The sequence below is a fragment of the Streptomyces sp. HUAS TT7 genome, assembly GCF_051550175.1.
Classification (GTDB): domain Bacteria; phylum Actinomycetota; class Actinomycetes; order Streptomycetales; family Streptomycetaceae; genus Streptomyces.
Map to the genome: position 1 here is coordinate 4,095,405 of NZ_CP196175.1, position 22,165 is coordinate 4,117,569.

Below are 22,165 nucleotides of genomic sequence, written 5' to 3' on the forward strand. Positions count from 1 at the left end.
GTCCGGCGATCGCCGCGCGTCCGCGGGCGTCAGCAACTGTTCGTACGGAAAACAATCTCGCCATACGGAAGACCGCCTCTTAACGGTCGGGATGCGGCGAACTACGCTGTGTTTACTGCTGTTCCCCGCGAGCGGCATATTCCCGGGGGTTCGGCCACGTGCTTTTGCGGCCGGCGATCCGGACACCACACCGCCCGGGGGGAACGCCGTCTGTGTCGAGGGGTGGCGCATGTCCAGGGAGCAACGCGGGCCGAACGAGAAGCTCGGCACCGTTCTCGCCCTCGCGGGAATAAGCAATGCGGGCCTGGCGCGACGGGTCAACGACCTCGGCGCGCAGCGGGGCCTGACCCTTCGCTACGACAAGACCTCCGTGGCCCGGTGGGTCTCCAAGGGCATGGTGCCCCAGGGCGCCGCGCCCCATCTCATAGCGGCGGCGATCGGCGCCAAACTGGGCCGGCCCGTCCCGCTGCACGAAATCGGCCTCGCGGACGCGGATCCGGCCCCCGAGGTCGGGCTCGCCTTCCCGCGCGACGTTTCGGAGGCGGTGCGCTCGGCGACCGATCTGTACCGGCTGGATCTGGCCGGACGGCGGGCCGGCGGCGGCATCTGGCAGTCGCTCGCCGGCTCGTTCGCGGTCAGCGCGTACGCCACGCCCGCGTCCCGCTGGCTCATAACTCCCGCCGACTCCTCGGTCGCCCGCAGCATCGAGCTGACCGACCTGCCACCGCTGAAGGTGGGCCACAGCGACGTCGCCAAGCTGCGCGAGGCGGCCGAGGACGCGCGCCGGTGGGACTCCAAGTACGGCGGCGGCGACTGGCGTTCGTCGATGGTTCCCGAGTGCTTACGGGTCGACGCGGCCCCGCTGCTGCTCGGTTCGTACAGCGACGAGGTGGGTCGCGCGCTGTTCGGCGCGACCGCCGAACTGACCAGGCTGGCCGGGTGGATGGCCTTCGACACCGGCCAGCAGGAGGCCGCCCAGCGCTACTACATCCAGGCGCTGCGGCTCGCCCGCGCCGCGGCCGACGTGCCGCTCGGCGGCTACGTGCTCGCGTCGATGTCGCTCCAGGCCACTTACCGCGGCTTCGCCGACGAGGGCGTCGACCTCGCGCAGGCCGCCGTCGAGCGCAACCGCGGCCTCGCCACCGCCCGCACCATGTCCTTCTTCCGCCTCGTGGAGGCGCGCGCCCACGCCAAGGCCGGCGACGGGCACCCCGCCGAGGCCGCCCTGAAGGCCGCCGAGGCCTGGCTGGAGCGCTCGCGCGACGGCGACTGCGACCCGTCCTGGCTCGGCTTCTACTCCTACGACCGCTTCGCGGCGGACGCGGCGGAGTGCTACCGCGACCTGAAGGCGCCCCGCCAGGTCCGCCGCTTCACCGAGCAGGCGCTTTCGCGGCCGACCGAGGAGTTCGTCCGCTCGCACGGGCTGCGTCTGGTGGTGAGCGCGGTGGCCGAGCTGGAGTCGGGGAACCTGGACGCGGCGTGCGCGGCGGGCACCCGGGCCGTCGAGGTCGCGGGCCGCATCTCCTCGGCCCGTACGACCGAGTACGTCCGCGATCTGCTGCACCGCCTGGAGCCGTACGGGGACGAGCCGAGGGTCGCCGAGCTGCGCGAGCGCGCCAGGCCACTCCTGATGACCCCGGCGTAGACCCCTCTACCGGACGTTTACCGGGATTGTCAGTGGGTCAGTGCAGTATGTGGTGAGGGGGTCCGGGGCCGTCCTCCGGGAAAGAACGCGACCGGGGTGGGAGGTGTGTGGGTGACGACGTACGACTGCGATGTCCTGGTGGTCGGCGGCGGGATCGTGGGTCTGTCGACGGCGTACGCCCTCACGCGGGCCGCGCCGGGGACACGCGTGGTGGTCCTGGAGAAGGAGAGCGGCCCCGCCCGGCACCAGACGGGGCGCAACAGCGGGGTCATCCACAGCGGCATCTACTACAAGCCGGGCTCGCTGAAAGCGCGCTTCGCGGTGCGGGGCGCGGCCGAGATGGTCGAGTTCTGCGCCCGGCACGGCATCGCGCACGAGGTCACCGGCAAGCTGATCGTGGCCACCGAGCGCGCCGAGCTGCCCCGGCTGCACGCCCTGGTCCAGCGCGGCCGGGAGAACGGCATCCCGGTGCGCGAGCTGGGCCCGGCCCAGATAGCGGCGTACGAGCCGGAGGTACGCGGCCTTGCGGCGATCCACGTCGGCACGACGGGGGTGTGCGACTACGGGGCGGTGGCGGCCCGCCTCGCCGAGCTGTCCGGCGCGCACGTGCGGTACGGCGCGGAGGTCGTCCGCATCGACCGGCGCCCCTCGCTCGGCGTCGCCGTGCGCACGGCCGACGGTACGGTGCTGCGCGCCCGGGCCCTGGTGAACTGCGCGGGCCTGCACTGCGACCGGGTGGCCCGACTCGCGGGCGACGACCCCGGGGTGCGGATCGTGCCGTTCCGCGGCGAGTACTACGAGCTGGCCCGGCCCGGCCTGGTCAAGGGCCTGGTCTACCCGGTGCCCGACCCCGCCTTCCCCTTCCTCGGCGTCCACCTGACCCGGGGTGTCGACGGCTCGGTCCACGTCGGCCCCAACGCGGTGCCGGCCGCGGCCCGCGAGGGCTACGACTGGCGCACGGTCCGCCCCGCCGAGCTCGCCGGCACCCTCGGCTGGCCCGGCACCTGGCGGATAGCCCGCCGCCACTGGCGCTACGGCGCGGGCGAACTGCACCGCTCCCTCTCGAAGCGAGCCTTCACCGAGGCGGTCCGCCGCCTGCTCCCCGGGGTGGAGGAAGCGGACCTGCGCACGGCCCCGGCAGGAGTCCGGGCCCAGGCCGTCCTGCGGGACGGCACCCTGGTGGACGACTTCCTGATCCGGGAAACCCCGAGAGTGGTCCACGTCCTGAACGCCCCGAGCCCGGCGGCGACGGCGTCGTTGCCGATCGGGAGGGAGGTGGCGAGGCGGACCCTGGCGTCCCTGCCCCGCCCCTGACCCGGCCATCCGTTCGCGCAGTTCCCCGCGCCCCTCAAGCCTGTCTTCGCCCGCAGGCCGTGGTCGCTTCTCGCGCAGTTCCCCGCGCCCCTGGGGGCCGGGCGCGTGGGTGTGGCATTGTGCGGGTTCCGTCGCGTGAGCGAGCCCAACCAGCACGCCCTAAGGGGCGCGGGGAACTGCGCGACCAGCCACCCAACCACCCGCACCCGAGCACAAAGACGCGGAAGCGCCCCCGCCCCACCAGGGCAAACCGTAAATACCCGGGGCCGTGGGGCCGAGCCCCGCTGGACAGCAGCACGCCCGCCGACAGCAGCACCGCGAAGCGAAGCCGCACCCCCGCCGACACCAGGGTCGTAGAATTGGCCGCATTGTGTCTGAGCACCCCCACACCCCAGAAGCCCCGGCCGCGGCGGCCACCGAAAAGGTCCTGCCCAGGGACAAGGCACCCCGCTTCCCGGGCGGCCCGGCGGCCGACCCCGCCGGATCCCACCACGAACGCAGGATCCGCAGCTTCCAGCCCCGCCGCAGCCGAGTCACCACCGGCCAGGGCGAGTACCTGGAGCGCCTGTGGCCGGTGTGGGGCTTCGACATCGACGGGCTGCGCAAGATCGACCTGGGCGAGATGTTCGACGGCCTTCCCGTCGTCCTGGAGATCGGCTTCGGCATGGGCGAGGCCACCGCGCAGATGGCCGCGGACGCCCCCGCCACCGGCATCCTCGCCGTGGACGTGCACACCCCCGGCCAGGGCAACCTCCTCGGTCTCGCCGAGCGCGGCGGCCTGAGCAACGTCCGGGTGGCCAACGGCGACGCGATCATCCTGCTGCGCGAAATGCTGGAGCCGGACGCCCTGGACGGCCTGCGCGTGTACTTCCCGGACCCGTGGCCCAAGAAGCGGCACCACAAGCGCCGCCTGATCCAGCCCGAGTTCCTCTCGCTGGCCGCGACGCGGATGAAGCCCGGCGCCGTACTGCACTGTGCGACGGACTGGGAGGACTACGCCGAGCAGATGCTCGAAGTGCTCGACGCGCACCCCGACTTCGAGAACACGGTGGAGGGCGGCGGCTACGCCCCGCGGCCCGCGTTCCGGCCGCTGACGCGGTTCGAGGGGCAGGGTCTCGACAAGGGGCATGTGGTGCACGACCTGCTGTTCCGACGGGTCGGGCACAGCGGGTAGTGCAGGCACCGTCGCGGATTGTCAGTGACCCTCGTTAGGGTCGTCTGGTGTCCTTCGAGTCGCTTCCGCATCGCCCGCATCCCGGGCAGGCGCCCCAGCAGGCCGGGCCGGCCATTGCGGCCCAGCCGGTTCCGGCGTGCGCGGACGAGCCCCGGTTCGACGCGGTCCCGCCGGACCGGTCGAAGTGGCGCTACCGGCCGCGCCGCGACTTCTGGCGTTCCAAGGCGGTCCGCGCGGGCGCGCTGATCACCCTGCTCGCCCTGTGCGGCCTGGTCATCCTCGCGCTCGTACGGGAACAGACCGGCACCGAGGGGTTCCTGGTAGGGCTCGGGCTCGCGGTGCTTCCGGTGCCGCTCCTCGGCGCCGCGTTCCGCTGGCTGGACCGGGTCGACCCCGGGCCGTGGCGCAACCTCCTGTTCGCCCTGGCGTGGGGCGCCTGCGCCGCCGCTCTGGTGGCGATCATCGCCAACTCGTTCGCGACGCGCTGGATAGCCACGGCCACCGCCGACCCCTCCTCGGCCGACCATCTGGGCGCCAGCGTCATAGCCCCGATCGTCGAGGAGAGCGCGAAGGCGGCGGCCGTCCTGCTGCTCTTCCTCTTCCGCAGACGCGACTTCAAGGGGATCGTCGACGGCGTGGTCTTCGCCGGTTTCACCGCGACCGGCTTCGCCTTCACCGAGAACATCCTCTATCTGGGCAACGCGTTCGGCGAGGACCAGGCAAGCCACAGCGCGGGCCTCGCCTCGACGACGGCGGCGACGTTCTTCGTACGGGTTGTCATGTCGCCGTTCGCGCACCCGCTGTTCACGGTGCTCACCGGCATCGGGTTCGGCGCGGCCGCGCTCGCGGCGCCCGGCAAGCGGCTGCGCCGCGTCGTGTTCCCGCTGGGCGGCCTGGTCTGCGCGATGGGCATGCACGCCCTGTGGAACAGCTCGACGCTGTTCGGGGTGTACGGCTTCTACATCGTGTACGGGGCGTTCATGGTGCCGGTGTTCGGGCTGCTCACCTGGCTCGCGATCTGGAGCCGGCAGCGCGAGCTGCGTACGGTCGCCGCCGAGCTGCCCGCCTATGCCGCGGCTGGCTGGCTCGGGCCCGCGGAGCCGCTCGCGCTGTCCTCGATGGCGGCCCGCGCGACGGCCCGCGACTTCGCGCACCGCACCTTCGGGGGGAAGCCGGCGGCGCGGGCGGTCGCCGAGTACGAGGCGTTCGCGACCGCGCTCGCCTTCCTGCGGCACCGCGCCTACCGCAGCGCGGGCGCGGTCGGCCCCGGTCCCGACTTCGCCGCCCGCGAGCAGGAGCTGCTCCACCATCTGTGGGAGCGCAAGCCGGTCGCAGGCCCGGCGCTGCTGTACGCGGCGGGGGCCACGGGCCGGATCTGGCTGCCCCCGCAGCCGGGCCCGCCGCACCCGTACACCCAGCACGCCCAGTACGCGCCGTATGTTCCCTACGTTCCGCAGGTTCCCTACGGGCAGCCGGGCCCGGCCGCGGGCCCGGCGCCGTACAACCCGTACCTACGCTGAGGCGGCCGTCAGCTCGGCGACCTGCGCGTCGGTCAGCTCCAGGTCGGCGACCGCGAGCAGCGCCGGGAGCTGCTCGACGGTACGGGCCGAGGCGATGGGCGCCGCGACGGTCGGCCGGGCGGCCAGCCAGGCCAGCGCCACCGTGGCGATCTCGGCGCCGGTCTCCTGGGCGGCCTTGTCGAGCGCGGCGAGCACCCTGCGGCCCCGCTCGGTCTCCAGGTGCTCCCCCGCGCCCTCGGCCCGCAGGCTGTTCACGGACTGGCCCGGGCGGTACTTGCCGGTGAGGAAGCCGGAGGCGAGCGAGAAGTAGGGGACGGCGGCCAGGCCCGCGCGGGACGCGGTCTCCTGGAGGGCGCCCTCGTAGGTGCCGCGCGAGACCAGGTTGTAGTGCGGCTGCAGCACCGCGTACTTGGCGAGGCCCTCGCGGTCGGAGAAGTCCAGGGACTCCTGGAGCCGCTCCGGGCTGATGTTGGAGGCGCCGAGCGCGCGGACCTTGCCGTCCCGCACCAGCTGGTCCAGGGCGGTCACGATCTCCTCGACGGGGACGGAGGGGTCGTCGAAGTGCGTGTAGTACAGGTCGATGTAATCGGTGCCGAGGCGGCGCAGCGACTCCTCGACGGCGGCCTTGATGTTGGTCGGGGCCAGGCCCTTGTAGCCGGGCAGCGCCCCGACCTTGGTGGCCACGACCACGTCGTCCCGGTTGCCGCGGGCGGCCAGCCACTTCCCGATGATCGCCTCGGACTCGCCACCGGAGTTTCCCTCGCCCCAGGCGGAATACAGGTCGGCGGTGTCGACGAAGTTGCCGCCGCCGTGGGTGTAGGCGTCCAGGACGGCGAAGGACTGGTCCTGGTCGGCTGTCCAGCCGAAGACGTTGCCGCCGAGGGAAAGGGGGAAGACGGAGAGGTCGGAGCTGCCGAGCACACGGAGAGAGGTCATGAGTTGATCAACTCCCTTACGGGGGTGGCTATTCCGGGCACCCCCGCCCGCAAGCAACTGGGGCTCCGCCCCAGACCCCGATCGCGCCTTAAAGGCGCTCGTCCTCAAACGCCGGACGGGCTAGGGGTGGCTGCTGCCCGTCATTAGCCACCTCAGGGGTTGAGCCCCTTCGACTGGAGCCAGGTCATCGGGTCGATGCCCGTGCCGGACGGGGTGTGGACCTCCAGGTGGAGGTGCGGCCCCGTCACGTTCCCGGTCGCGCCCACGCGACCGATCACGTCACCCGTCGACACCTTCTGCCCCTCACTCACCGCCAGCGAAGACTGGTGGCAGTACCAGAGCTCACTGCCGTCATCCAGCGTGATCACCGTGCGGTAGCCGTACGCCCCGGCCCAGCCCGCCGACTTGATCGTCCCGGAGTGGATGGCCTTGAGCGGCGTCCCCGTGGGGGCGGCGAAGTCGAGGCCGGTGTGGTGGCCGGAGGACCACATCGAGCCGGCCTCGCCGAAGGTGGAGGTGATCGTGTACGAGCCGACCGGCAGCGAGTAGCTCGCGGCCAGCTTGGCGAGCCGCTCCTCCTCCGCCTTCTTGGCCGCGGCCTCCTCGGCCGCCTTCTTCTCGGCGGCGGCCTTGGCGGCGGCCGCGTCCTGCTTGGCCTTGGCGTCGGCGGCCGCCTTCTCCGCCGCGGCCTTCTGCGCGGCCGCCTTCGCCTCGGCGACCGCACTGGCCTTCTGCTGCTCGGCCTGCTGGAGGATGCGGGCGCGCAGCGCCTCGCCCGCGTCGGTGGCACCCTGCTCGGCCTCGCTGGTGGACAGCCCCGTCATGGTCAGCGGCGAGGCGGCGATCTTCTGATCGGCCCTGGCGGCAGCGGTCTTGGGAGCATCCGGGCTGTCGTGCGAGACCAGCTCGCCGACGCCGGGCAGCGACCCGAGGTCGGGCAGGTTCTCGGATATGGAGTCGGGCAGCGATATGGAGACCGGCGGCTTGGTCTGCGCGGTGGCCATGCCGCCCGCGCCGACCGCGGCGATGACGCCGACGCCCAGCACCGTGGAGCTGCGGGCGAGCCCGCCACGCTGCTTGGCCACCCGGTGCCGGCCGCGTACCGGACGTACGGACTCCTCGGTCGGGTCCCACTCCTCCCAGCTCTCGGTCTCGCCGGGTACGTCCCCGTACAGCGAAACAGGGGGCAGGGGGGTGTTGAGGGCAGGCTCGTTGGACGCCACGAAGGCGCGCTCCTTTCCTTCCTTACCGCCTACCGGGTTAGCTGCCGGGTTCGGAGCAGGAAGGTCTCCTACGAGCGTCCATAACGGACGTCCGATTCACCCCAAGTTTGATGGTTCCCCGGTTCCCTCGCGGGATTCGGCGCATGCGCACGGTGCCGCCTTGGCGGCGACTGGGACGACCGCGCTGCGTTATCGAACGTTAATAGACAGCGGGGGCGGATTCCAAGCCGTTCCCATTGATCGTTAACGGTCCCGGCCGGGACTTAGTACCCCATAGCCGGTTCAAATCGGGCGAGTTGACAGCCTCTCAGGGTCACCCTCGCCACACCCGCTTTCTGACAGTGTGTCAATTGTTATGCGCAGCGGCACCCTTCGGGCACACACCGTGACGCCCTCTACTTCACGATCTTGACCGTGCGGCGCCGCTGCGGCTGGCCCTCGGCCGGGCGAGCCACCGCGAGCAGCGCCATGTCGTCGTTGGAGCCGCCGCCCGTGTAGCGGCGTACGTCGTCGACGAGCGCGTCCAGGACCTCCTCCGGGCCGGGGAAGATCGCGCCGCGCAGCCGGGTGCCGGGGTCGTAGAAGACGCCGGAGCCGTCGCGCGCCTCGGACAGGCCGTCGGTGTAGAGCAGCAGCGTCGCCCCGGGCGGGAAGGGGCGCACGTCCGCCCGGTCCGGCCACACCCCGAGATCGGCCATGCCGAGCGGCAGCGCGGGCTCGGACGGCACGAGCGCGTCGAGCGAGCCGTCCGCCTGCAGCATGAACGGCTCGGGGTGCCCCCGGTTCACCAGGCGTACGGTGCCGTCACCGCGCGGGATCTCGGCGAGCAGCGCGGTGGTGAACCCCTCGACCGCGTCCAGCCGGTCGCGCCGGGTGCCCTCGCGGGCCAGCGCCCGCTCCAGGCGCTGGGCGACCGCCTCCAGGGAGGACTCCTGCTCGGCGGCCTCCCGGAACGCACCGATCACCACGGCGACGGCCTCCACCGCCTGGAGCCCCTTGCCGCGTACGTCGCCGACGATGAGCCGGACCCCGTACGGGGTGTCCTGCACGGCGAACAGGTCCCCGCCGATGAAGGCGTCCGCCTGCGCGGCCTCGTACCGCGCGGCGACATTGAGCCCGCCGATACGGGGCGCCGGTGTGGGCAGCACGGCGCGCTGGGCGGTCTCCGCGATGACGCGCTGGGAGGCGAGCTGTTCGCCGCTGCGGCGCAGGATGCGGTTGATGACGAGGGCGAGCGCGCCCACCGTGAGCACGGTGAACAGCTCGCTGGACCCTTCGCCGAGGTTGGGCAGATCGTGTATGAACCAGAGCGCCACGACGGCGGCCAACGAACCCAGGCCCACGAGAGCGGTGCCGCGGCCCGAGTAGAACGGGGCGGCGACGACCGGCGCGCCCGCGAACAGCGCGGCGGCGGTCAGGTCGGGCGGGGTCGAGGCGTCGAAAACGAAGCCGACGACGATCAGCAGTACGGGTAGCGCCCGTACCAGGCGCCCGTCGCCCTCTGCTCGCTGCCGCACCCGTCCAGCCTGGCGCTTCCCGGCTCCCGCGGCGACTCGGCCGCACCCAACCGGGGCAGTCAGCGGCGGCGGCAGCGGTGGGGCCCCGGGCGTCCCCGGGCGCAGCTTCCCCTGGTGTGGCGATGGTTCGCACCCTGGTCGGGCACGCACGGCAGCTCGGCCCAGCCGCCACGATTCAGGCGGCAGCCGTGCGCGGGGCCCGCGGACCCGGCGGCCGACGCCCCGTTGACGGGGAGGGGCTCCCCCAGCTCCTCGCAGCCGCTCAGCAGGAACGCACCCACGGCGAGCAGCAACACGACAGGCACCTTCCGCCGTGTCCCCACCCGTGTCCCGATATTCCTGCGCTCACTCATGGCGCACGCGAGACTACTCCCCGCACGCGCCCCTGGCGTCCGGCCCGTCCGTGAGGTGCCGCTCGGCGTACACCGTCAGGCCGTCCCGTACGAAGGCCGCCGTGCCCTCGCCGTGCTTGTCGTAGTTGACGCCGAAGCGCGGGTCGTCGACGTACATCCGGCCGAGCCCGATGACGTACGACCTGCCGACGCTCGCCGTGGTGGACAGCCAGGCGACATGGCGCCGCGCGATGTCCTGCGCCTCGTCACCGTCGGCCGCGAGCCCGGCCTGGTGCGCCCGCCCCCAGTCCCGGGCGATGTCCTCGTGCTCCTTCAGGAATCCCTTCCTCTGAGCCTCGCTGAGCGAGCGCCACCAGCGGTCGCCCTTCTCATAGGCGTCCCGCCCCCAGCGCCGGCTCACCTCCTCCTCGTACTGGGTGTGGTCAAAGCCGTCGAACACTTCCTCCGCCATGAGCTCCTCTCCCTTCTCGGTCTTGTGCAGGGTGGTCCGCACGGACGCGATCTGCCGCGCGATGCGCTCGCGCTCCTGTTCAAGGAGGCGCAGATGGGTCCGCAGGGCGGCCGCCGGATCGCGCTCGCCCTCCAGGAGCTCGCCGATGACCGGCAGTGAGAGCCCCAGCTCCCGCAGGAGCAGGATCCGCTGAAGCCTGACCAGGGCGTCCTGGTCGTAATAGCGGTATCCGTTGCTTCCGATCCGGCTCGGGGCGAGCAGGCCGAGGTCTCCGTAGTGGCGGAGGGTGCGGCTCGTCGTCCCGGCCTTCTTGGCGATCTCCTGGATCGACCACTCCTTGCCGTTCACATCGACCAAGCTAGATCTTGACGTTGCGTAAAGGTCAAGGCGCTTCGGCGGAAGGCGGCGGGGGAACGCGAAGAGGCCCGGCACTTGATGACAAGTGCCGGGCCTCTTCGTTCAGTAGCGGGGACAGGATTTGAACCTGCGACCTCTGGGTTATGAGCCCAGCGAGCTACCGAGCTGCTCCACCCCGCGTCGGTAAACACAACTGTACGCCATTCGGAGGGGTGCTCAGAACCAAGGGGTGCGAAGGTTCTCGTCAGCGGGGGGCGGGAGCCAGGGAACGGGCGAGGTCCAGCCAGCGGGCGAGGGTGCGTGCGGCCGCCCCGGAATCGATCGAGTGCCGGGCCTCGCGCAGCCCGGCCGCGAAGGCATCGTCCAGACTCCGCTCCTCCAGCCCCCGGTGCGCGGCGAGCGCCCCCGCGGCGTTGGCGAGGACGGCATCGCGGACCGGCCCGGTGTCGCCGTCCATGACGCGGCGGATGGCGAGCGCGTTGTAGGCGGCATCGCCCCCGCGCAGCGCGTCGGGTGTGCAGCGGGGAAGCCCGAACTCGGCTGTGTCCAGGCGCAGTTGACGCACGGACTTCCCCGCGGCGACCCACACCTGGGTGGGGGCGGCGGTGGTGATCTCGTCCAGCCCGTCGTCGCCGCGTACGACCAGCGCACTGGCCCCGCGGGCCGCGAGGACGTCCGCGAGGACGGGGGCCAGCTCCGTGTTGGAGCAGCCGACGACGGCGGTGCGGGGCCGGGCCGGGTTGGTCAGCGGGGCGAGGTAGTTGATGACGGTGGGCACGCCGAGGCTCTTGCGGACCGGCCCCGCGTGGCGCAGCCCGTGGTGGAAGCGGGGCGCGAAGGTGAAGCCGATGCCGGCCTCGTGGACGCAGCGGGCGACGGCGTCCGGGGTGAGGCCGAGCGGCAGCCCGAGCGCCTCCAGCACGTCGGCGGCCCCGGCCTTGCTGGAGACGGACCGCCCACCGTGCTTGACGACCGGCACACCGGCCCCGGCCACGACGATGGCGGCCATCGTGGACACGTTGACGGTGTGCGCCCCGTCGCCCCCGGTGCCGACGATGTCGACGACGCCGGACCCGTCCACGGCAAGGGGAACAACCCGCTCCATCAGCGCGTCGAGCAGCCCGTGGATCTCCTCGGCGCTCTCGCCCTTGGCACGCAGCGCCACCAGGAACCCGGCGAACTGGGCCGGCTCGGCGGCATCGTCCATGACCTGCCGCATGGCCCAGCGGGCATCGTCCGCGCCGAGGTCCTCGCCACGCAGCAGTACGGCCAGCAGGTGCCGCCAGGAGCGGTCGGTGTCGGTCACGGTTTCCCCTCGATGCGGGCACGGCGGGACCGCGCGCTGGTCCCGCCCACGCTATCGACCGCCCCGGTCCCCACCTCGTACCGGGCGAGCGGATCGGCGGTGCCGCCCCGGCGGGCCGTGACCGCCGAGCCACTAACGTGCAGCCGTGACCGCACCTGTACAGCGCCCACTGCTCTTCCTCGACGTCGACGGACCGCTCATCCCGTTCGGGCGCCCGGGCGGACATCCGACGTACGAGCTGGACCCCGAACCGCGGGGGGCCGCCTCCAACCCCCTCCTGACCAGGCTGAATCCCGAGTACGGGCCTCGGCTGGCAGCGCTTGGCTGCGAGCTGGTGTGGGCCACGACGTGGATGGCCGATGCGAACGAGTGCATCGCCCCACGGCTCGGCCTGCCAGAACTGCCGGTGGTGACCTGGCCGGAGGCGTACGAGGACGATGAGCAGGGCGGGCTGCACTGGAAGACCCGGGCCCTCGTCGACTACGCGGCCGGGCGGCCCTTCGCCTGGGTCGACGACGAGATCACCGCCGCCGACCGGGCATGGGTGGCCGCGCACGTTCGAGACCGGGCCCTGCTCCACCGCGTCGACCCGCGTCAGGGACTCACGGATGCCGACTTCGCCGCGCTTGAGGGGTGGTTGCGGACCGCGGGGCAGGGGTTGCCCGCCTGACGCCCGACGGGAAAGGCAGCGTGGCCGGCGGCTGCTGCCCGACCACGACCACCATGACGAGAACGGCCCCGCCGCCAGAACTCTGCACGCTCCAACTCGCTGACCACTTCCCCGCATTGGGGCACCGGCACGACGGTCACGAAGGAAGACCACCCGGGTCCAGGGCGGCGATGCGCGGTCAGCCTAGACCGGCCACATCCGACGCATGAACCGAAGAAACGGTTCACAAGAGACGACATTCCCCCATACGCATGAAATGCAGCCTGCGACCTTGACATGAAGGGTCGTCAATCTGCCGTATCCGAACCGGAGTTGTCCCTGCTCACCGGCGGATGGCCGAGGACGCTCCTAGGCGCGCCGCGCAGCAAGGCGTAACTTCTCCGGGACGCCCTGGACCCCGGCGGATGCTGTAGACGTGCGGCCGCCGGAGGCGCTGTACTGGCCCCGCCTCCCGTGGCCGCCCACCCCATGCTTCAGCGGGAGGTCCGCCATGTCACACGCCGTGCGCCACACCTGGCCTCCGCCCCGTCTCCCCGTCTCGGACACGCCGGGGCTGTCCCTGCCCCGGCTGTCCTTCACGGTGGAGACCGAATGTGCCGAGCGCACCAACAAGCTTGTGGGCGGGGCCGCCCGCAGTCTGCTGGCCGCGATCGGGGCCCCGGCCCCGGTGGCCCAGAAAGTGGGGGACGCGGCCACGGTGGCCGCCCATTACCTGGTCGGACACAGCCAGCAGTCCCGCTACCAGCTGCGGATCCACACCGATCCGGCCGGCATCACCCTCGCCGTCACCGACTACCTCGAACGGCCGGTCGACGGGCCGCCCGCCTGGCTGCCCGTCGCCCGCAACGGCCAGTTCCAAAGGCCCGCCGCCGATCCGCCGCACGGCAAGGACCATGAGCTGGACCTGCACCGCACCCCGGACGGCCACATCAGCCTCACCCACCGCACCCCGTGGCCCAGACCGGCCACACCACAGCCCGCGCACTGACCACCCCAACTCGCCCACCCTCAGGCATGGCGCGAAGGCCAGGGCTCGCAGCCGGTCCAGGGGAGTCCCGGCAGAGACCGAGGGCGCCCAGCGCGAGCGCCCCGGTGCCGAGCGGCAACGAGAACGCCGCCCGTAGCCCCGGCTCCTCGGCCTGCTGGGCGAATACCGGCCAGCGGTGGGCGTCGGCCCCGGCGGCCAAATCCGGCGCCACCACCGGAGCCGCCTCTTGCGGCGCACGGCGGCAGGGGCCGTCGCCGTGGGTCTACTGGGCCTCGGCCAACCGGGCCGCCGTGTCGCCGCCGGCGCACAGCAGCACCCGCGCGGCGCTGCTCGCGGCGAGGTACACCGAGGCGCCGGTGACCAGGAGCAGGCCCAGGCGGGCCCGGCACAGTGCCGCCAGGATCTGCCGGGCATCGGCGCCGGCCGCGGCCTTCGCCAGGGCATCGGTGACCTTGTGCAAACCGTCCGGTCCGGCCAGTCCCGACCCACCGCTGCCGTCGTAGCCGTTACGGTCCTCGGGCCACATGCGCCTCACCTCCGCCCAGCCGCACCGTCAGCCGGCCTGATCCACCGCTGCTGCCGACGGAACGCGCCGAATATCCTCCCCCGCCGTGCCTCCGGGAAGTGACCTGAAGAGCGTCTTTCCCGAGTGGGACGGCTCGGCTAATTTCTGTACAGGCCCCGGACCCCGGCTGCGTACACGTCCCTGTGGACCGTCTTGAGGTGCAGCCAGGAGCAGCAGTGGCAGGCCAGGACCCATCAAACGACGCTCTGCCCAGCGCGTCTGTTCCGCAGCCTGTGGTGTGCCGCGTTCCGCTGCCGCGACGGTACGGCCCGCAGTACTGGGCCGGGCCTCTGATCGTGGCCTTCCGCCGGCGACTTCTGCGGCTGACGCACCGTGCGCATGGCCAGTTCCGGCCGCACGGGCGCGCCCGGCACGGCACGTCGGCGCGCTCAAGTCGCCTTGCCTTCCCGCCCTTCCCGCGCCGTCTCCCTGGCTGCCCGCTGCCTGCGGGCTCCGGCGCGGGCCGGCACCCGGGCGGCCACCTGTCCGGGAAAGGAGGTGACAGCCACCCAGCCGTTCGCCGTGCGGGGTCCTCGGGCCGCAGTCCAGGTCCCGGACGACGGCACCGAATTCTCCGTGGGACGTGGGAGCCGATGGCGCGGGGTACGTACGCGAGCCCGCCCCGCATCCCTCGCACCGCCGCCCCGCTGAACCGGCCGCGGCGACAAGGGGAGCTCACTGGACTCCCGTGGGGCACCGGGCACTCCCGCTGACCCGGCGGCCCATGGTCGAGGGCGGACCTGGTCCCGCGGCGGAACACGCCATGGGGAGGGGACCAGGTCCGCGAACTCCCCGCCGCGCCATCCTCCAGCCCCGCCCGGGCCCTGGTGACCCCCGCGATGTCACGCAACCGGAAGCAGAGGGTTTCCGGCCGGGTTGCCGAGCGTCGGGGGGGAGGGAAGCGTCAGCGGCGGACGGCGTCCCCTCCCCGTCCGGTGCCGGCCGACCTCGTTCAGCGCCCAGCGTGCCAGCCGCTCGGCCCCCGGCGCCGCGCCGGCCAGAATTTTCCGCCGAGAGACCGATTGCGACGGATCTTCATCGAGGTCCGACACCACTCGTCCCGCCCGCACCCGCCATCACGGCCCCCTGTCCAACCGCGGTGCACGAAGGCGGAAGCCTGGCGCCCGTCATCATGCCCAGTGGTGAATCCATGCCGCCTTGTGATTTTCTGCCGCGCAACCCCGGCTTCGGACCCACCCTGCCGGGTATCCGAACTGACAACGTCACCGACCGCACCCGGCCCCAAACCCCTGGTAGGTGCACGCATGACCTCCCTACAGGCGCACCAGGAGGCCGCAGCTTCCCTGCTCGCCCTGGCCGACCCCGCTCTCCAGGCGGACGACGACTGCCTGCTCCATCAGCTGGCAGGTGTCGCCCTGCACACCCCGGGCGTGACAGCGACCAGTTGCAGCCTGACCGGCCCGTCGAGCCGCGCCGCACACATAGCCGCGTCCGACGAGGGCGCCGCCCACATGGAACGCCTCCAGCACGAGCTGGCCGAAGGCCCGTGCCGCGACACGCTGCGCACCAGCAAACCCCTCACCAACATCCTGCTGGGCCACCCGCAGAGCCGCACCCGCTGGCCACGCTTCAGCCACCACGCGCTGGACGCCGGGCTGCCCGCCATCACCACCCTCCCCATCCACGTGGCCGATGACGTCGCGGGCACCCTCAACCTCTACCACCAGCCCGGCGCCCTCCGTCCCGCCGACGTCACGTGGGCACGACTGCTGATCCGGGCCACCGCGATCGGCCTGCACCACCGCCACGCACTCGAAGACGTCCTCCACCGCAACGAACAGCTGCAGAACGCCCTGGACACCCGAGTCCTCATCGAACAAGCCAAAGGCATCCTCGCCGAACGCTTCGACTGCTCCCCCGCGGACGCCTTCACGCGCCTGCGCGACCACGCCCGCAGGCGCCATCTCAAGGTCACCGCTCTGGCAGCGCAGATCGTCACCAACTCACCCGCCACAGGCCCGTTCTCCCGCCCGTGAGGGCCGGTACACGCCGAGGGGCGTGTTCAGTGCGTCGGGCGGCGGTCTCCCGGTGTTGTCGGGGGGCCGCCGCCCGTGCGGGGCTATGCGCGGTTTTGCTGGAAGGCCCAGAAGGCGTTGTCGGAGCCGCGGTGGGCGACCATGATGCGGTTGTCGTGGAACTTGGCCGGGACGGGCAGGCCGGGGAGGTTGCCGCCCAGGCGGTCGACCTGGGTGAAGACGTCTTCGTTGGTCTTCTGCTGCTCGGTGACGTAGAGGCTGCGGTCGTCGGCGATGACGAAGACCTCCAGGCGGCCGTCCATCGCGAGGATGGCGGTCGGTGTCTCCACGATCTTCCCGGACAGCGTCTGGGGGGCCTTGAAAGCGGTGTAGCCGGCCTGCTCGACGGCGTGGTAGCCGGTGGTGCCCTGCCGCCAGAAGACGCGGATGCGCTGGTCGGCGTCGGTGACCGCGAATGGGCTGCCGACGACGCCCGCGTTCTGGTCCGAGACGCGGAAGTATCCGATCCAGTTGCCGGTGGCGTCGGCGGACTTCTGCGCGTTGCCCCAGATCTCGTCGGCGGCGCCGTGGACGAAGACCTGAAGGCGGCCTTCGCCGTTGCGGGCGACGGTGGGCGCCAGCCTGTGGTTGGCTGCGGTGTCCCCGGCCAGACTGTCGGGCTGGGCGAAACCGGCGTAGTCCACCTGGACCTGGTCGACGTGCCACAGGGCGCGGTCGGTCCCGTTGTAGAAGACCGAGATCCGCCCGTCCGCGTTCAGCGCGGCCGCCGGGTTGCTGGCCGCCCCCGTGGCGATCCTCTCGGGGCTGGCCCAACTGCCGTTGATGACCTGCTGGCGCAGGTGCCAGATGCTGTTGTCCGGGCCGCGCCAGAAGACGTGAATGCGGCCGCTGGGGCCGCGCAGGGCGATGGGACTGCCGTCGACCGTGCCGGCGGTGTTGGGTATCGGCTGCCAGTCCTTGGCCCAAGTCCAGTCGAAGTCCTGCCACTTGGTGTACAGATCGCTGCCGCCGCCCCGGACGAAGACCTGGAGGCGGTCGTCGGCGTTGGGCGCCACGGCGGGGTCATCGACGATGCCCCCGCCAAGACCGAACCCGTCTTTCCAGGCATAGCCAGGTGTTGTCGAAGGTGCCACGGAAACCCCCTGCTCGATGCGGGATGGAAGCGTGCCGACGTGGACAGTAGCCACGCCCCTTCGCCCCCGGGACCCCGCTCGCCCAAGAATGTCCGGGAAACGCTTTCTGTCCGGAAAGGCCATCTTGCGGCCATGCTTGGCTCCCCCCCCCGCCGAGCGCCTACGACTCATGTCCGTGGATCAGACCGTGATCCGTACCGGGGGCACGGCCGGAATGCTGCTCCCGTTCCCCGTCGGTACCGCACCGCGCGGTGCGTTCCTCGTGGGCGGCGCGCAGAGCTCAACTGACGGGAACGACCAAGCCCGTTGGTGCCGGGTTCATCCGCAGCAGGACTGCGGCGCGGTCGCTTCGGCCGTGTTCGTCTCCGTAGCGGGCTTGGTGGCCCGGACGATGGCCGAGTGCATGCCGTCGGCGACCGAGTGGGTCGGGGTGATCTCGATGCCGGTGAATCCGGCGGACTCCAGTCCCTGCCGGTACTCGGCGAAGGAGAGCGCGCCCGCGATGCAGCCGACGTAGTCGCCGCGCTCGGCTCGCTGGGCGGGGGTGAGTGCGTCGTCGGCGACGACGTCCGAGATCCCGATCCGGCCGCCGGGGGCCAGGACACGGAAGGTCTCGGCGAAGACCGCCTGCTTGTCGGTGGACAGGTTGATGACGCAGTTGGAGATCACGACGTCGATCGTGTTCGCGGGGAGCGGGATGGCCTCGATGGTGCCCTTGAGGAACTCGACGTTCGTCGCGCCGGCCTTCTTCTGATTGGCCAGGGCCAGAGCGAGCATCTCCTCGGTCATGTCGAGCCCGTACGCCTTGCCGGTCGGTCCGACCCGCCGCGCGGACAGCAGTACGTCAACGCCTCCGCCCGAGCCGAGGTCGAGGACCCGCTCGCCCTCGTGCAGGTCGGCTACGGCGGTCGGGTTGCCGCAGCCGAGGGAGGCGGCGACGGCTCCGGCGGGCAGCGCCTCGCGCTCGTCGGCGGCGTACAGGGTGGAGCCGAAGTTGTCGCCGATCTCGATGGCCTGCGGACCGCAACAGGCGGTGCCCCCGCTGCGAGCATCGGCTCCGCTGGAGCTTCGCGCCCCCTTCTGGACCTGCGTGGCCGCTGCCGCGTACCGCTGACGGACGGTCTCGCGCAGATCTGTGGACTGCTCGCTCATGACGCTGACTCCTCGACGGCGGGGCCTGGCGGGGCCCGGATCGGCCTGTTTCGATGTTCCTCGATGCAACCTTGCGCCTTGTATCGAAGTTCGTCAACATAGAGGCATGTCGAAACAAGAGCTTGTGGTGCTCGGCCAGGACGGCGGCGATGCGGCCGATGGCTGCTGCCCGGGATTGCTGACCGCGCCCCTGGACGAGGACCAGGCCGTCGAGCTGGCGAAGGTGTTCAAGGCCCTGGGCGACCCGGTGCGGCTGCGGCTGCTGTCGATGATCGCCTCGCGGGACGGCGGCGAGATCTGCGTCTGCGACCTCACCCCCGCATTCGATCTGTCGCAGCCGACGATCTCGCATCACCTCAAGCTGCTGCGGCAGGCCGGACTCATCGACTGCGAGCGGCGCGGAACCTGGGTCTACTACTGGTTGCTGCCCGAGATGACCGACCGGCTCGCGGGCCTCCTCACCCGCCCCGCCGGAAAGCCCCTGCCCTCCTCCGCCGAGGTCACCGCGTGAGCGCCGCGCCCGAGGGTCCGGTCGCCGGCCGCCTGTCGTTCCTCGACCGGTACCTCGCCGTCTGGATTCTCGCCGCGATGGCGGTCGGCCTCGGGCTCGGCCGCGTCGTGCCCGGCCTCGGGGACGCGCTCGCCAAGGTCACCGTGACCGGGGTGTCGCTGCCGATCGCGCTCGGCCTGCTCGTGATGATGTACCCGGTCCTCGCCAAGGTGCGCTACGACCGCCTCGACACCGTCACCCGCGACCGCCGCCTGCTGCTGCCCTCGCTCCTGTTGAACTGGATCGTGGGCCCGGCGCTCATGTTCGCGTTGGCGTGGCTGTTCCTGCCGGACCTGCCCGAGTACCGCACCGGCCTGATCATCGTCGGGCTGGCCCGCTGTATCGCCATGGTGATCATCTGGAACGACCTGGCCTGTGGCGACCGCGAGGCCGCCGCCGTCCTGGTCGCACTGAACTCGGTGTTCCAGGTGATCGCGTTCTCGGCCCTCGGCTGGTTCTACCTGTCCGTGCTGCCCGGCTGGCTCGGCCTGGAGCAGGCCGGCGGGATGGGGTCTCCCCTGCTCGATCGGAGCCGAGGGCTTGGGGAAGTACCGGTCTGGGAGATCGCCCGAAGCGTGCTGACCTTCCTCGGCGTCCCGCTCGCCGCCGGGTACCTCACGCGCCGGATCGGGGAGAGGACCAAGGGCCGCGCCTGGTACGAGGCGAAGCTCATTCCGAGGATCGGGCCGTTCGCGTTGTACGGGCTGCTGTTCACGATCGTCGTCCTGTTCGCGCTGCAAGGCGACGCCATCACCTCCCGGCCGCTCGACGTCACCCGCATCGCGCTGCCCCTGCTCGTCTACTTCGCCCTCATGTGGGCGGGCTCCATGGCCCTCGGCCGCGCCGCCGGACTCGACTACCCGCGTGCGACGACGCTCGCGTTCACGGCTGCGGGCAACAACTTCGAGCTGGCCATCGCCGTCGCCATCGCCACGTTCGGCGCCACCAGTGGGCAGGCACTCGCCGGAGTCGTCGGCCCGCTCATCGAAGTACCGGTGCTGATCGGCCTCGTCTACGTCGCGCTGTACGCCCGCCGCTTCTTCCCCTCCCCCGCACCCGTGACCGAGGAAGACCCGCCCATGTCTGACACCGCCCTGCCGTCCGTCCTCTTCGTCTGCGTCCACAACGCCGGCCGCTCGCAGATGGCCGCCGCGTTCCTGACTCACCTCGCGGGCGACCGCGTCGAGGTCCGCTCGGCCGGGTCCGCCCCCGCCGGCCACGTGAACCCGGCGGTCGTCGAGGCGATGGCCGAGGTCGGCGTCGACATCGCCGCCGAGACCCCGAAGCTCCTCACCGTCGAGGCCGTACAGGCGTCCGACGTGGTGATCACCATGGGGTGTGGCGACGCCTGTCCCGTCTTCCCCGGCAAGCGGTACCTCGACTGGAAGCTCGACGACCCCGCCGGGCAGGGCCTCGATGCCGTCCGTCCGATCCGGGACGAGATCCAGCACCGGGTACGAAGGCTGCTCGTCGAACTGCTGCCTCACTCAGCCTGAGCAGCCCGCCGAACAGGCCGTTGTCAGTGGGCTGTTGCATTCGCGCACGTGCGCTTACGAGGTGCGACCGGTCGCGGGCGCCGCGAGACCTGGCAACGACAAGCGACGGGTGGCTTGCTGGGCGATCCGGACCGGAACGGCCTGTGCCGGCGCGTCCGCTCACGCATCGCTCACGCACAGGGAGATGCCGCCCTACGTCAGAGGGTGGGTTCGGTCAGCCTGGGGTCGGCACGCCCTTCGACGATTTCGCGTGCCACGTCGCGCACCCGTCGTTGATGGGCGCGTGCGTGCTTGCGCAGGAGGGCAAAGGCGTCGTCCATGGGCAGGGAGAGACGGGTCGCGATGACGCCCTTGGCCTGTTCGATGACGGCGTGGGTGGTCAGGGCGTGCTCCAACTGGGCGGTCAGGGTCCGGCTGCGGTCGGCCTCGCGCGCTCGGTGCAGGGCGACCGCGGTGAAGTCGGCCATCGACTGGCCGAGCGCCAGCATGTCCGAGGGCAGCGGGCTCTGCCCGTCCGACAGGAGGATGAGTGCGCCGCTGGTGCGGGTGTGCTCCCGCAGGGGCAGAGCCACCACGCTCGTGTAGCCCAGTCCCACTGCCCGCGGGGTGTAGTGCGGCCATCTCTGCCTGGCCGGACGGCCGGCAAGGGCTGTCCGGCTTGGCAGCGAGAGACGGCGGTGGCAGTCGTGACCGGGGCCCTCGCACCATCCGGCCGCGTCGTGCTCCAGGCGGTAGACCTCGGGGTCGGAACCCGCCACCTGTACGGCCCCGTCCTGCTCTGGGGCGAATACCACTGCTGCCGCGCGGACGCCGAGCAGGGGAGGGGTGCGGTCGGCGAGGACCGAGAGGGTGACGGGAATGTTCAGTGGACCGTCCGTCGTGCTGCCGGACAACGCTACGAACGCCTCGGCCAACCGCTGTTGCGGCGTCATGAGAACTCTCCGTCTGTCAGCTGGATTCCGCGGCTGTGTGCAGGATCTGACGGGCGATCACCTCGGTGGACACGTCCTCGCTGAACGCGCGCGCCTTGATGAGCGCGAGTGCGTCGTCGACCCGGCGGCCGATTCGGGCGGAGAGCATGCCCGCCGCCTGCTGCACGACGTCCCGGTGGTCGGTTCCGCCGTAGAGCTCGGGGTCGGGGTCGGGGCCGAGGAGCACGATGCGGGTGAGGGCACCGGCGATCTCGGCGAATTCTCGGGCGCTCGCGAGGCCGGGACGCGGGCAGAACACCGTCAGTGCTCCGATGCAGCTGATCCCCGTGCCCAGCGGAACGGCGGCCACCGAGGTGATCCCCAGAGAGGTGATGGCTGGACCGTAGGTGGGCCAGCGCGCTTCTATGGCCGGTGCCGACCCCAGGATCAGGCAGTGGCCGGACACCGCGTCCCTGGCCGGACCCTCACCGAGTACGTACTCCAAGTCCAGTGCGGTGTAGGACCGTTCGTCCGACACGGCGACCGCGAGCTGGTTCCGGCCGGAATCGACCAGGGCGAGCGCCGCGCTGCTCGTCCCGCACGCTTCCGCGACGCCGGCCATGAAGCGGGGCTGGGCTCCGCTTCCCCGGGCCCATTCCGTCGTGCGACGGGCAAATGCCTCCTGGAGCCGGGCCGAGGAGCGATGGCACGCGGCCGATCTGCGGTGCGACGCCGCGATGTGTGCGTGGAACTCCCGCCCAGGCTCTGCTGCCAGCAGTTCGTGGCGCTCGGCGGTCGCTTCGGCCCGCTCGGCACGCTCCAGAGCCAGAGCCGCCCGGCGTCGTGCGACCTCCGCCAAGTCGAGGGCCTCTTCGTGCCGATGAGGGTCCATCTTCGAAGCGTACGC

At 71.8% G+C, this 22,165-nt stretch carries 19 protein-coding genes, 1 tRNA gene, 1 pseudogene and 1 riboswitch; of the genes and pseudogenes, 10 read left to right on the forward strand and 11 right to left on the reverse strand.

Annotated elements, in window-relative coordinates; all coding sequences use genetic code 11:
- Nucleotides 1-229: 229 nt before the first annotated feature.
- The 4 genes from ACSHXC_RS18430 to ACSHXC_RS18445 all read left to right on the forward strand — a co-directional run bounded on the left by ACSHXC_RS18430 (nucleotide 230) and on the right by ACSHXC_RS18445 (nucleotide 5,653).
- Entirely contained in the window at nucleotides 230-1,645 is a 1,416-nt protein-coding gene (locus tag ACSHXC_RS18430) for an MFS transporter (protein ID WP_438292617.1), read from the forward strand.
- Nucleotides 1,646-1,756: 111 nt separating this feature from the next.
- Complete coding sequence (gene lhgO, locus ACSHXC_RS18435) at nucleotides 1,757-2,959, forward strand: L-2-hydroxyglutarate oxidase (RefSeq protein ID WP_438292618.1); 1,203 nt, start codon at nucleotides 1,757-1,759, stop codon at nucleotides 2,957-2,959.
- A 367-nt stretch (nucleotides 2,960-3,326) separates the two neighbouring features.
- Nucleotides 3,327-4,133, forward strand: coding sequence for a tRNA (guanosine(46)-N7)-methyltransferase TrmB (gene trmB / locus ACSHXC_RS18440; protein ID WP_438296676.1), 807 nt, complete (start codon nucleotides 3,327-3,329; stop codon nucleotides 4,131-4,133).
- 47 nt (nucleotides 4,134-4,180) lie between these two features.
- Nucleotides 4,181-5,653, forward strand: a complete 1,473-nt coding sequence (locus ACSHXC_RS18445) for a PrsW family intramembrane metalloprotease (RefSeq protein ID WP_438292619.1) — start codon at nucleotides 4,181-4,183, stop codon at nucleotides 5,651-5,653.
- Here the strand turns inward: ACSHXC_RS18445 and ACSHXC_RS18450 are convergent.
- The 6 genes from ACSHXC_RS18450 to trpD all read right to left on the reverse strand — a co-directional run bounded on the left by ACSHXC_RS18450 (nucleotide 5,645) and on the right by trpD (nucleotide 11,796).
- Nucleotides 5,645-6,589, reverse strand: coding sequence for an aldo/keto reductase (locus ACSHXC_RS18450; protein ID WP_438292620.1), 945 nt, complete (start codon nucleotides 6,587-6,589; stop codon nucleotides 5,645-5,647). The genes ACSHXC_RS18445 and ACSHXC_RS18450 overlap by 9 nt on opposite strands.
- A gap of 152 nt (nucleotides 6,590-6,741) precedes the next feature.
- Nucleotides 6,742-7,812: a M23 family metallopeptidase gene (locus ACSHXC_RS18455; RefSeq protein WP_438292621.1), complete on the reverse strand. Its 1,071-nt coding sequence runs from the start codon at nucleotides 7,810-7,812 to the stop codon at nucleotides 6,742-6,744.
- An 11-nt stretch (nucleotides 7,813-7,823) separates the two neighbouring features.
- A riboswitch (cyclic di-AMP (ydaO/yuaA leader) is annotated at nucleotides 7,824-7,964 on the reverse strand.
- Between the two features lie 243 nt (nucleotides 7,965-8,207).
- Entirely contained in the window at nucleotides 8,208-9,329 is a 1,122-nt protein-coding gene (locus ACSHXC_RS18460) for a PP2C family protein-serine/threonine phosphatase (RefSeq protein ID WP_438292622.1), read from the reverse strand.
- Between the two features lie 366 nt (nucleotides 9,330-9,695).
- Nucleotides 9,696-10,481: a MerR family transcriptional regulator gene (locus ACSHXC_RS18465; protein ID WP_438292623.1), complete on the reverse strand. Its 786-nt coding sequence runs from the start codon at nucleotides 10,479-10,481 to the stop codon at nucleotides 9,696-9,698.
- Between the two features lie 115 nt (nucleotides 10,482-10,596).
- Nucleotides 10,597-10,670: transfer RNA gene (locus tag ACSHXC_RS18470), tRNA-Met, on the reverse strand.
- Between the two features lie 64 nt (nucleotides 10,671-10,734).
- Complete coding sequence (gene trpD, locus ACSHXC_RS18475; protein ID WP_438292624.1) at nucleotides 10,735-11,796, reverse strand: anthranilate phosphoribosyltransferase; 1,062 nt, start codon at nucleotides 11,794-11,796, stop codon at nucleotides 10,735-10,737.
- 145 nt (nucleotides 11,797-11,941) lie between these two features.
- Between trpD and ACSHXC_RS18480 the strand changes: the two genes are divergently transcribed.
- A complete protein-coding gene (locus ACSHXC_RS18480; protein WP_438292625.1) occupies nucleotides 11,942-12,466 on the forward strand; it encodes an HAD domain-containing protein in 525 nt (174 codons plus the stop codon).
- A 490-nt stretch (nucleotides 12,467-12,956) separates the two neighbouring features.
- Nucleotides 12,957-13,454 carry a hypothetical protein gene (locus ACSHXC_RS18485; protein WP_438292626.1) on the forward strand — a complete coding sequence of 166 codons (498 nt, stop codon included), beginning with the start codon at nucleotides 12,957-12,959 and terminating at the stop codon, nucleotides 13,452-13,454.
- Nucleotides 13,455-13,716: 262 nt separating this feature from the next.
- Here ACSHXC_RS18485 and ACSHXC_RS18490 read toward each other — a convergent pair whose 3' ends face one another.
- The gene (locus ACSHXC_RS18490; RefSeq protein WP_438292627.1) at nucleotides 13,717-13,980 is read right to left on the reverse strand and encodes a hypothetical protein; all 264 of its coding nucleotides are present in this window, start codon (nucleotides 13,978-13,980) and stop codon (nucleotides 13,717-13,719) included.
- 1,304 nt (nucleotides 13,981-15,284) lie between these two features.
- On the opposite strand from ACSHXC_RS18490, the gene ACSHXC_RS18495 reads away from it, so the two are divergent.
- Nucleotides 15,285-16,016 carry an ANTAR domain-containing protein gene (locus ACSHXC_RS18495; protein WP_438292628.1) on the forward strand — a complete coding sequence of 244 codons (732 nt, stop codon included), beginning with the start codon at nucleotides 15,285-15,287 and terminating at the stop codon, nucleotides 16,014-16,016.
- Between the two features lie 83 nt (nucleotides 16,017-16,099).
- Here the strand turns inward: ACSHXC_RS18495 and ACSHXC_RS18500 are convergent, their stop codons facing one another.
- Nucleotides 16,100-17,149, reverse strand: coding sequence for a hypothetical protein (locus ACSHXC_RS18500; protein WP_438292629.1), 1,050 nt, complete (start codon nucleotides 17,147-17,149; stop codon nucleotides 16,100-16,102).
- A 318-nt stretch (nucleotides 17,150-17,467) separates the two neighbouring features.
- Nucleotides 17,468-18,301 (reverse strand): arsenite methyltransferase, encoded by an 834-nt coding sequence (gene arsM, locus ACSHXC_RS18505; RefSeq protein WP_438292630.1) that lies wholly within the window; start codon nucleotides 18,299-18,301, stop codon nucleotides 17,468-17,470.
- Nucleotides 18,302-18,407: 106 nt separating this feature from the next.
- Here arsM and ACSHXC_RS18510 point away from each other — a divergent pair, with 106 nt between their 5' ends.
- The 3 genes and pseudogenes from ACSHXC_RS18510 (at nucleotide 18,408) to ACSHXC_RS18520 (ending at nucleotide 20,347) form a co-directional block, all read left to right on the forward strand.
- Nucleotides 18,408-18,812 carry an ArsR/SmtB family transcription factor gene (locus ACSHXC_RS18510; RefSeq protein ID WP_438292631.1) on the forward strand — a complete coding sequence of 135 codons (405 nt, stop codon included), beginning with the start codon at nucleotides 18,408-18,410 and terminating at the stop codon, nucleotides 18,810-18,812.
- Nucleotides 18,809-19,918 (forward strand): annotated as a pseudogene (arsB, locus tag ACSHXC_RS18515) (ACR3 family arsenite efflux transporter); the annotation flags it as partial. The gene ACSHXC_RS18510 and the pseudogene arsB, both read left to right, overlap by 4 nt.
- Nucleotides 19,919-19,930: 12 nt before the next feature.
- Nucleotides 19,931-20,347, forward strand: coding sequence for an arsenate reductase ArsC (locus tag ACSHXC_RS18520; RefSeq protein WP_438296678.1), 417 nt, complete (start codon nucleotides 19,931-19,933; stop codon nucleotides 20,345-20,347).
- Nucleotides 20,348-20,544: 197 nt separating this feature from the next.
- On the opposite strand, the gene ACSHXC_RS18525 is transcribed toward ACSHXC_RS18520, so the two are convergent.
- Together ACSHXC_RS18525 and ACSHXC_RS18530 are read right to left on the reverse strand one after the other, a co-directional pair.
- Complete coding sequence (locus tag ACSHXC_RS18525; RefSeq protein WP_438292632.1) at nucleotides 20,545-21,279, reverse strand: ANTAR domain-containing response regulator; 735 nt, start codon at nucleotides 21,277-21,279, stop codon at nucleotides 20,545-20,547.
- A 16-nt stretch (nucleotides 21,280-21,295) separates the two neighbouring features.
- Nucleotides 21,296-22,150, reverse strand: a complete 855-nt coding sequence (locus tag ACSHXC_RS18530; protein WP_438292633.1) for a GAF domain-containing protein — start codon at nucleotides 22,148-22,150, stop codon at nucleotides 21,296-21,298.
- Nucleotides 22,151-22,165: the final 15 nt, after the last annotated feature.

Coding starts and splice junctions, on each gene's coding strand:
- ACSHXC_RS18430 (WP_438292617.1), top strand. CDS start 230: ATGTCCAGGGAGCAACGCGGGCCGAACGAGAAGCTCGGCACCGTTCTC.
- ACSHXC_RS18450 (WP_438292620.1), bottom strand. CDS start 6,589: ATGACCTCTCTCCGTGTGCTCGGCAGCTCCGACCTCTCCGTCTTCCCC.
- ACSHXC_RS18485 (WP_438292626.1), top strand. CDS start 12,957: ATGTCACACGCCGTGCGCCACACCTGGCCTCCGCCCCGTCTCCCCGTC.
- ACSHXC_RS18490 (WP_438292627.1), bottom strand. CDS start 13,980: ATGTGGCCCGAGGACCGTAACGGCTACGACGGCAGCGGTGGGTCGGGA.
- ACSHXC_RS18495 (WP_438292628.1), top strand. CDS start 15,285: ATGACCTCCCTACAGGCGCACCAGGAGGCCGCAGCTTCCCTGCTCGCC.
- arsM (WP_438292630.1), bottom strand. CDS start 18,301: ATGAGCGAGCAGTCCACAGATCTGCGCGAGACCGTCCGTCAGCGGTAC.
- ACSHXC_RS18510 (WP_438292631.1), top strand. CDS start 18,408: ATGTCGAAACAAGAGCTTGTGGTGCTCGGCCAGGACGGCGGCGATGCG.
- ACSHXC_RS18520 (WP_438296678.1), top strand. CDS start 19,931: ATGTCTGACACCGCCCTGCCGTCCGTCCTCTTCGTCTGCGTCCACAAC.
- ACSHXC_RS18525 (WP_438292632.1), bottom strand. CDS start 21,279: ATGACGCCGCAACAGCGGTTGGCCGAGGCGTTCGTAGCGTTGTCCGGC.
- ACSHXC_RS18530 (WP_438292633.1), bottom strand. CDS start 22,150: ATGGACCCTCATCGGCACGAAGAGGCCCTCGACTTGGCGGAGGTCGCA.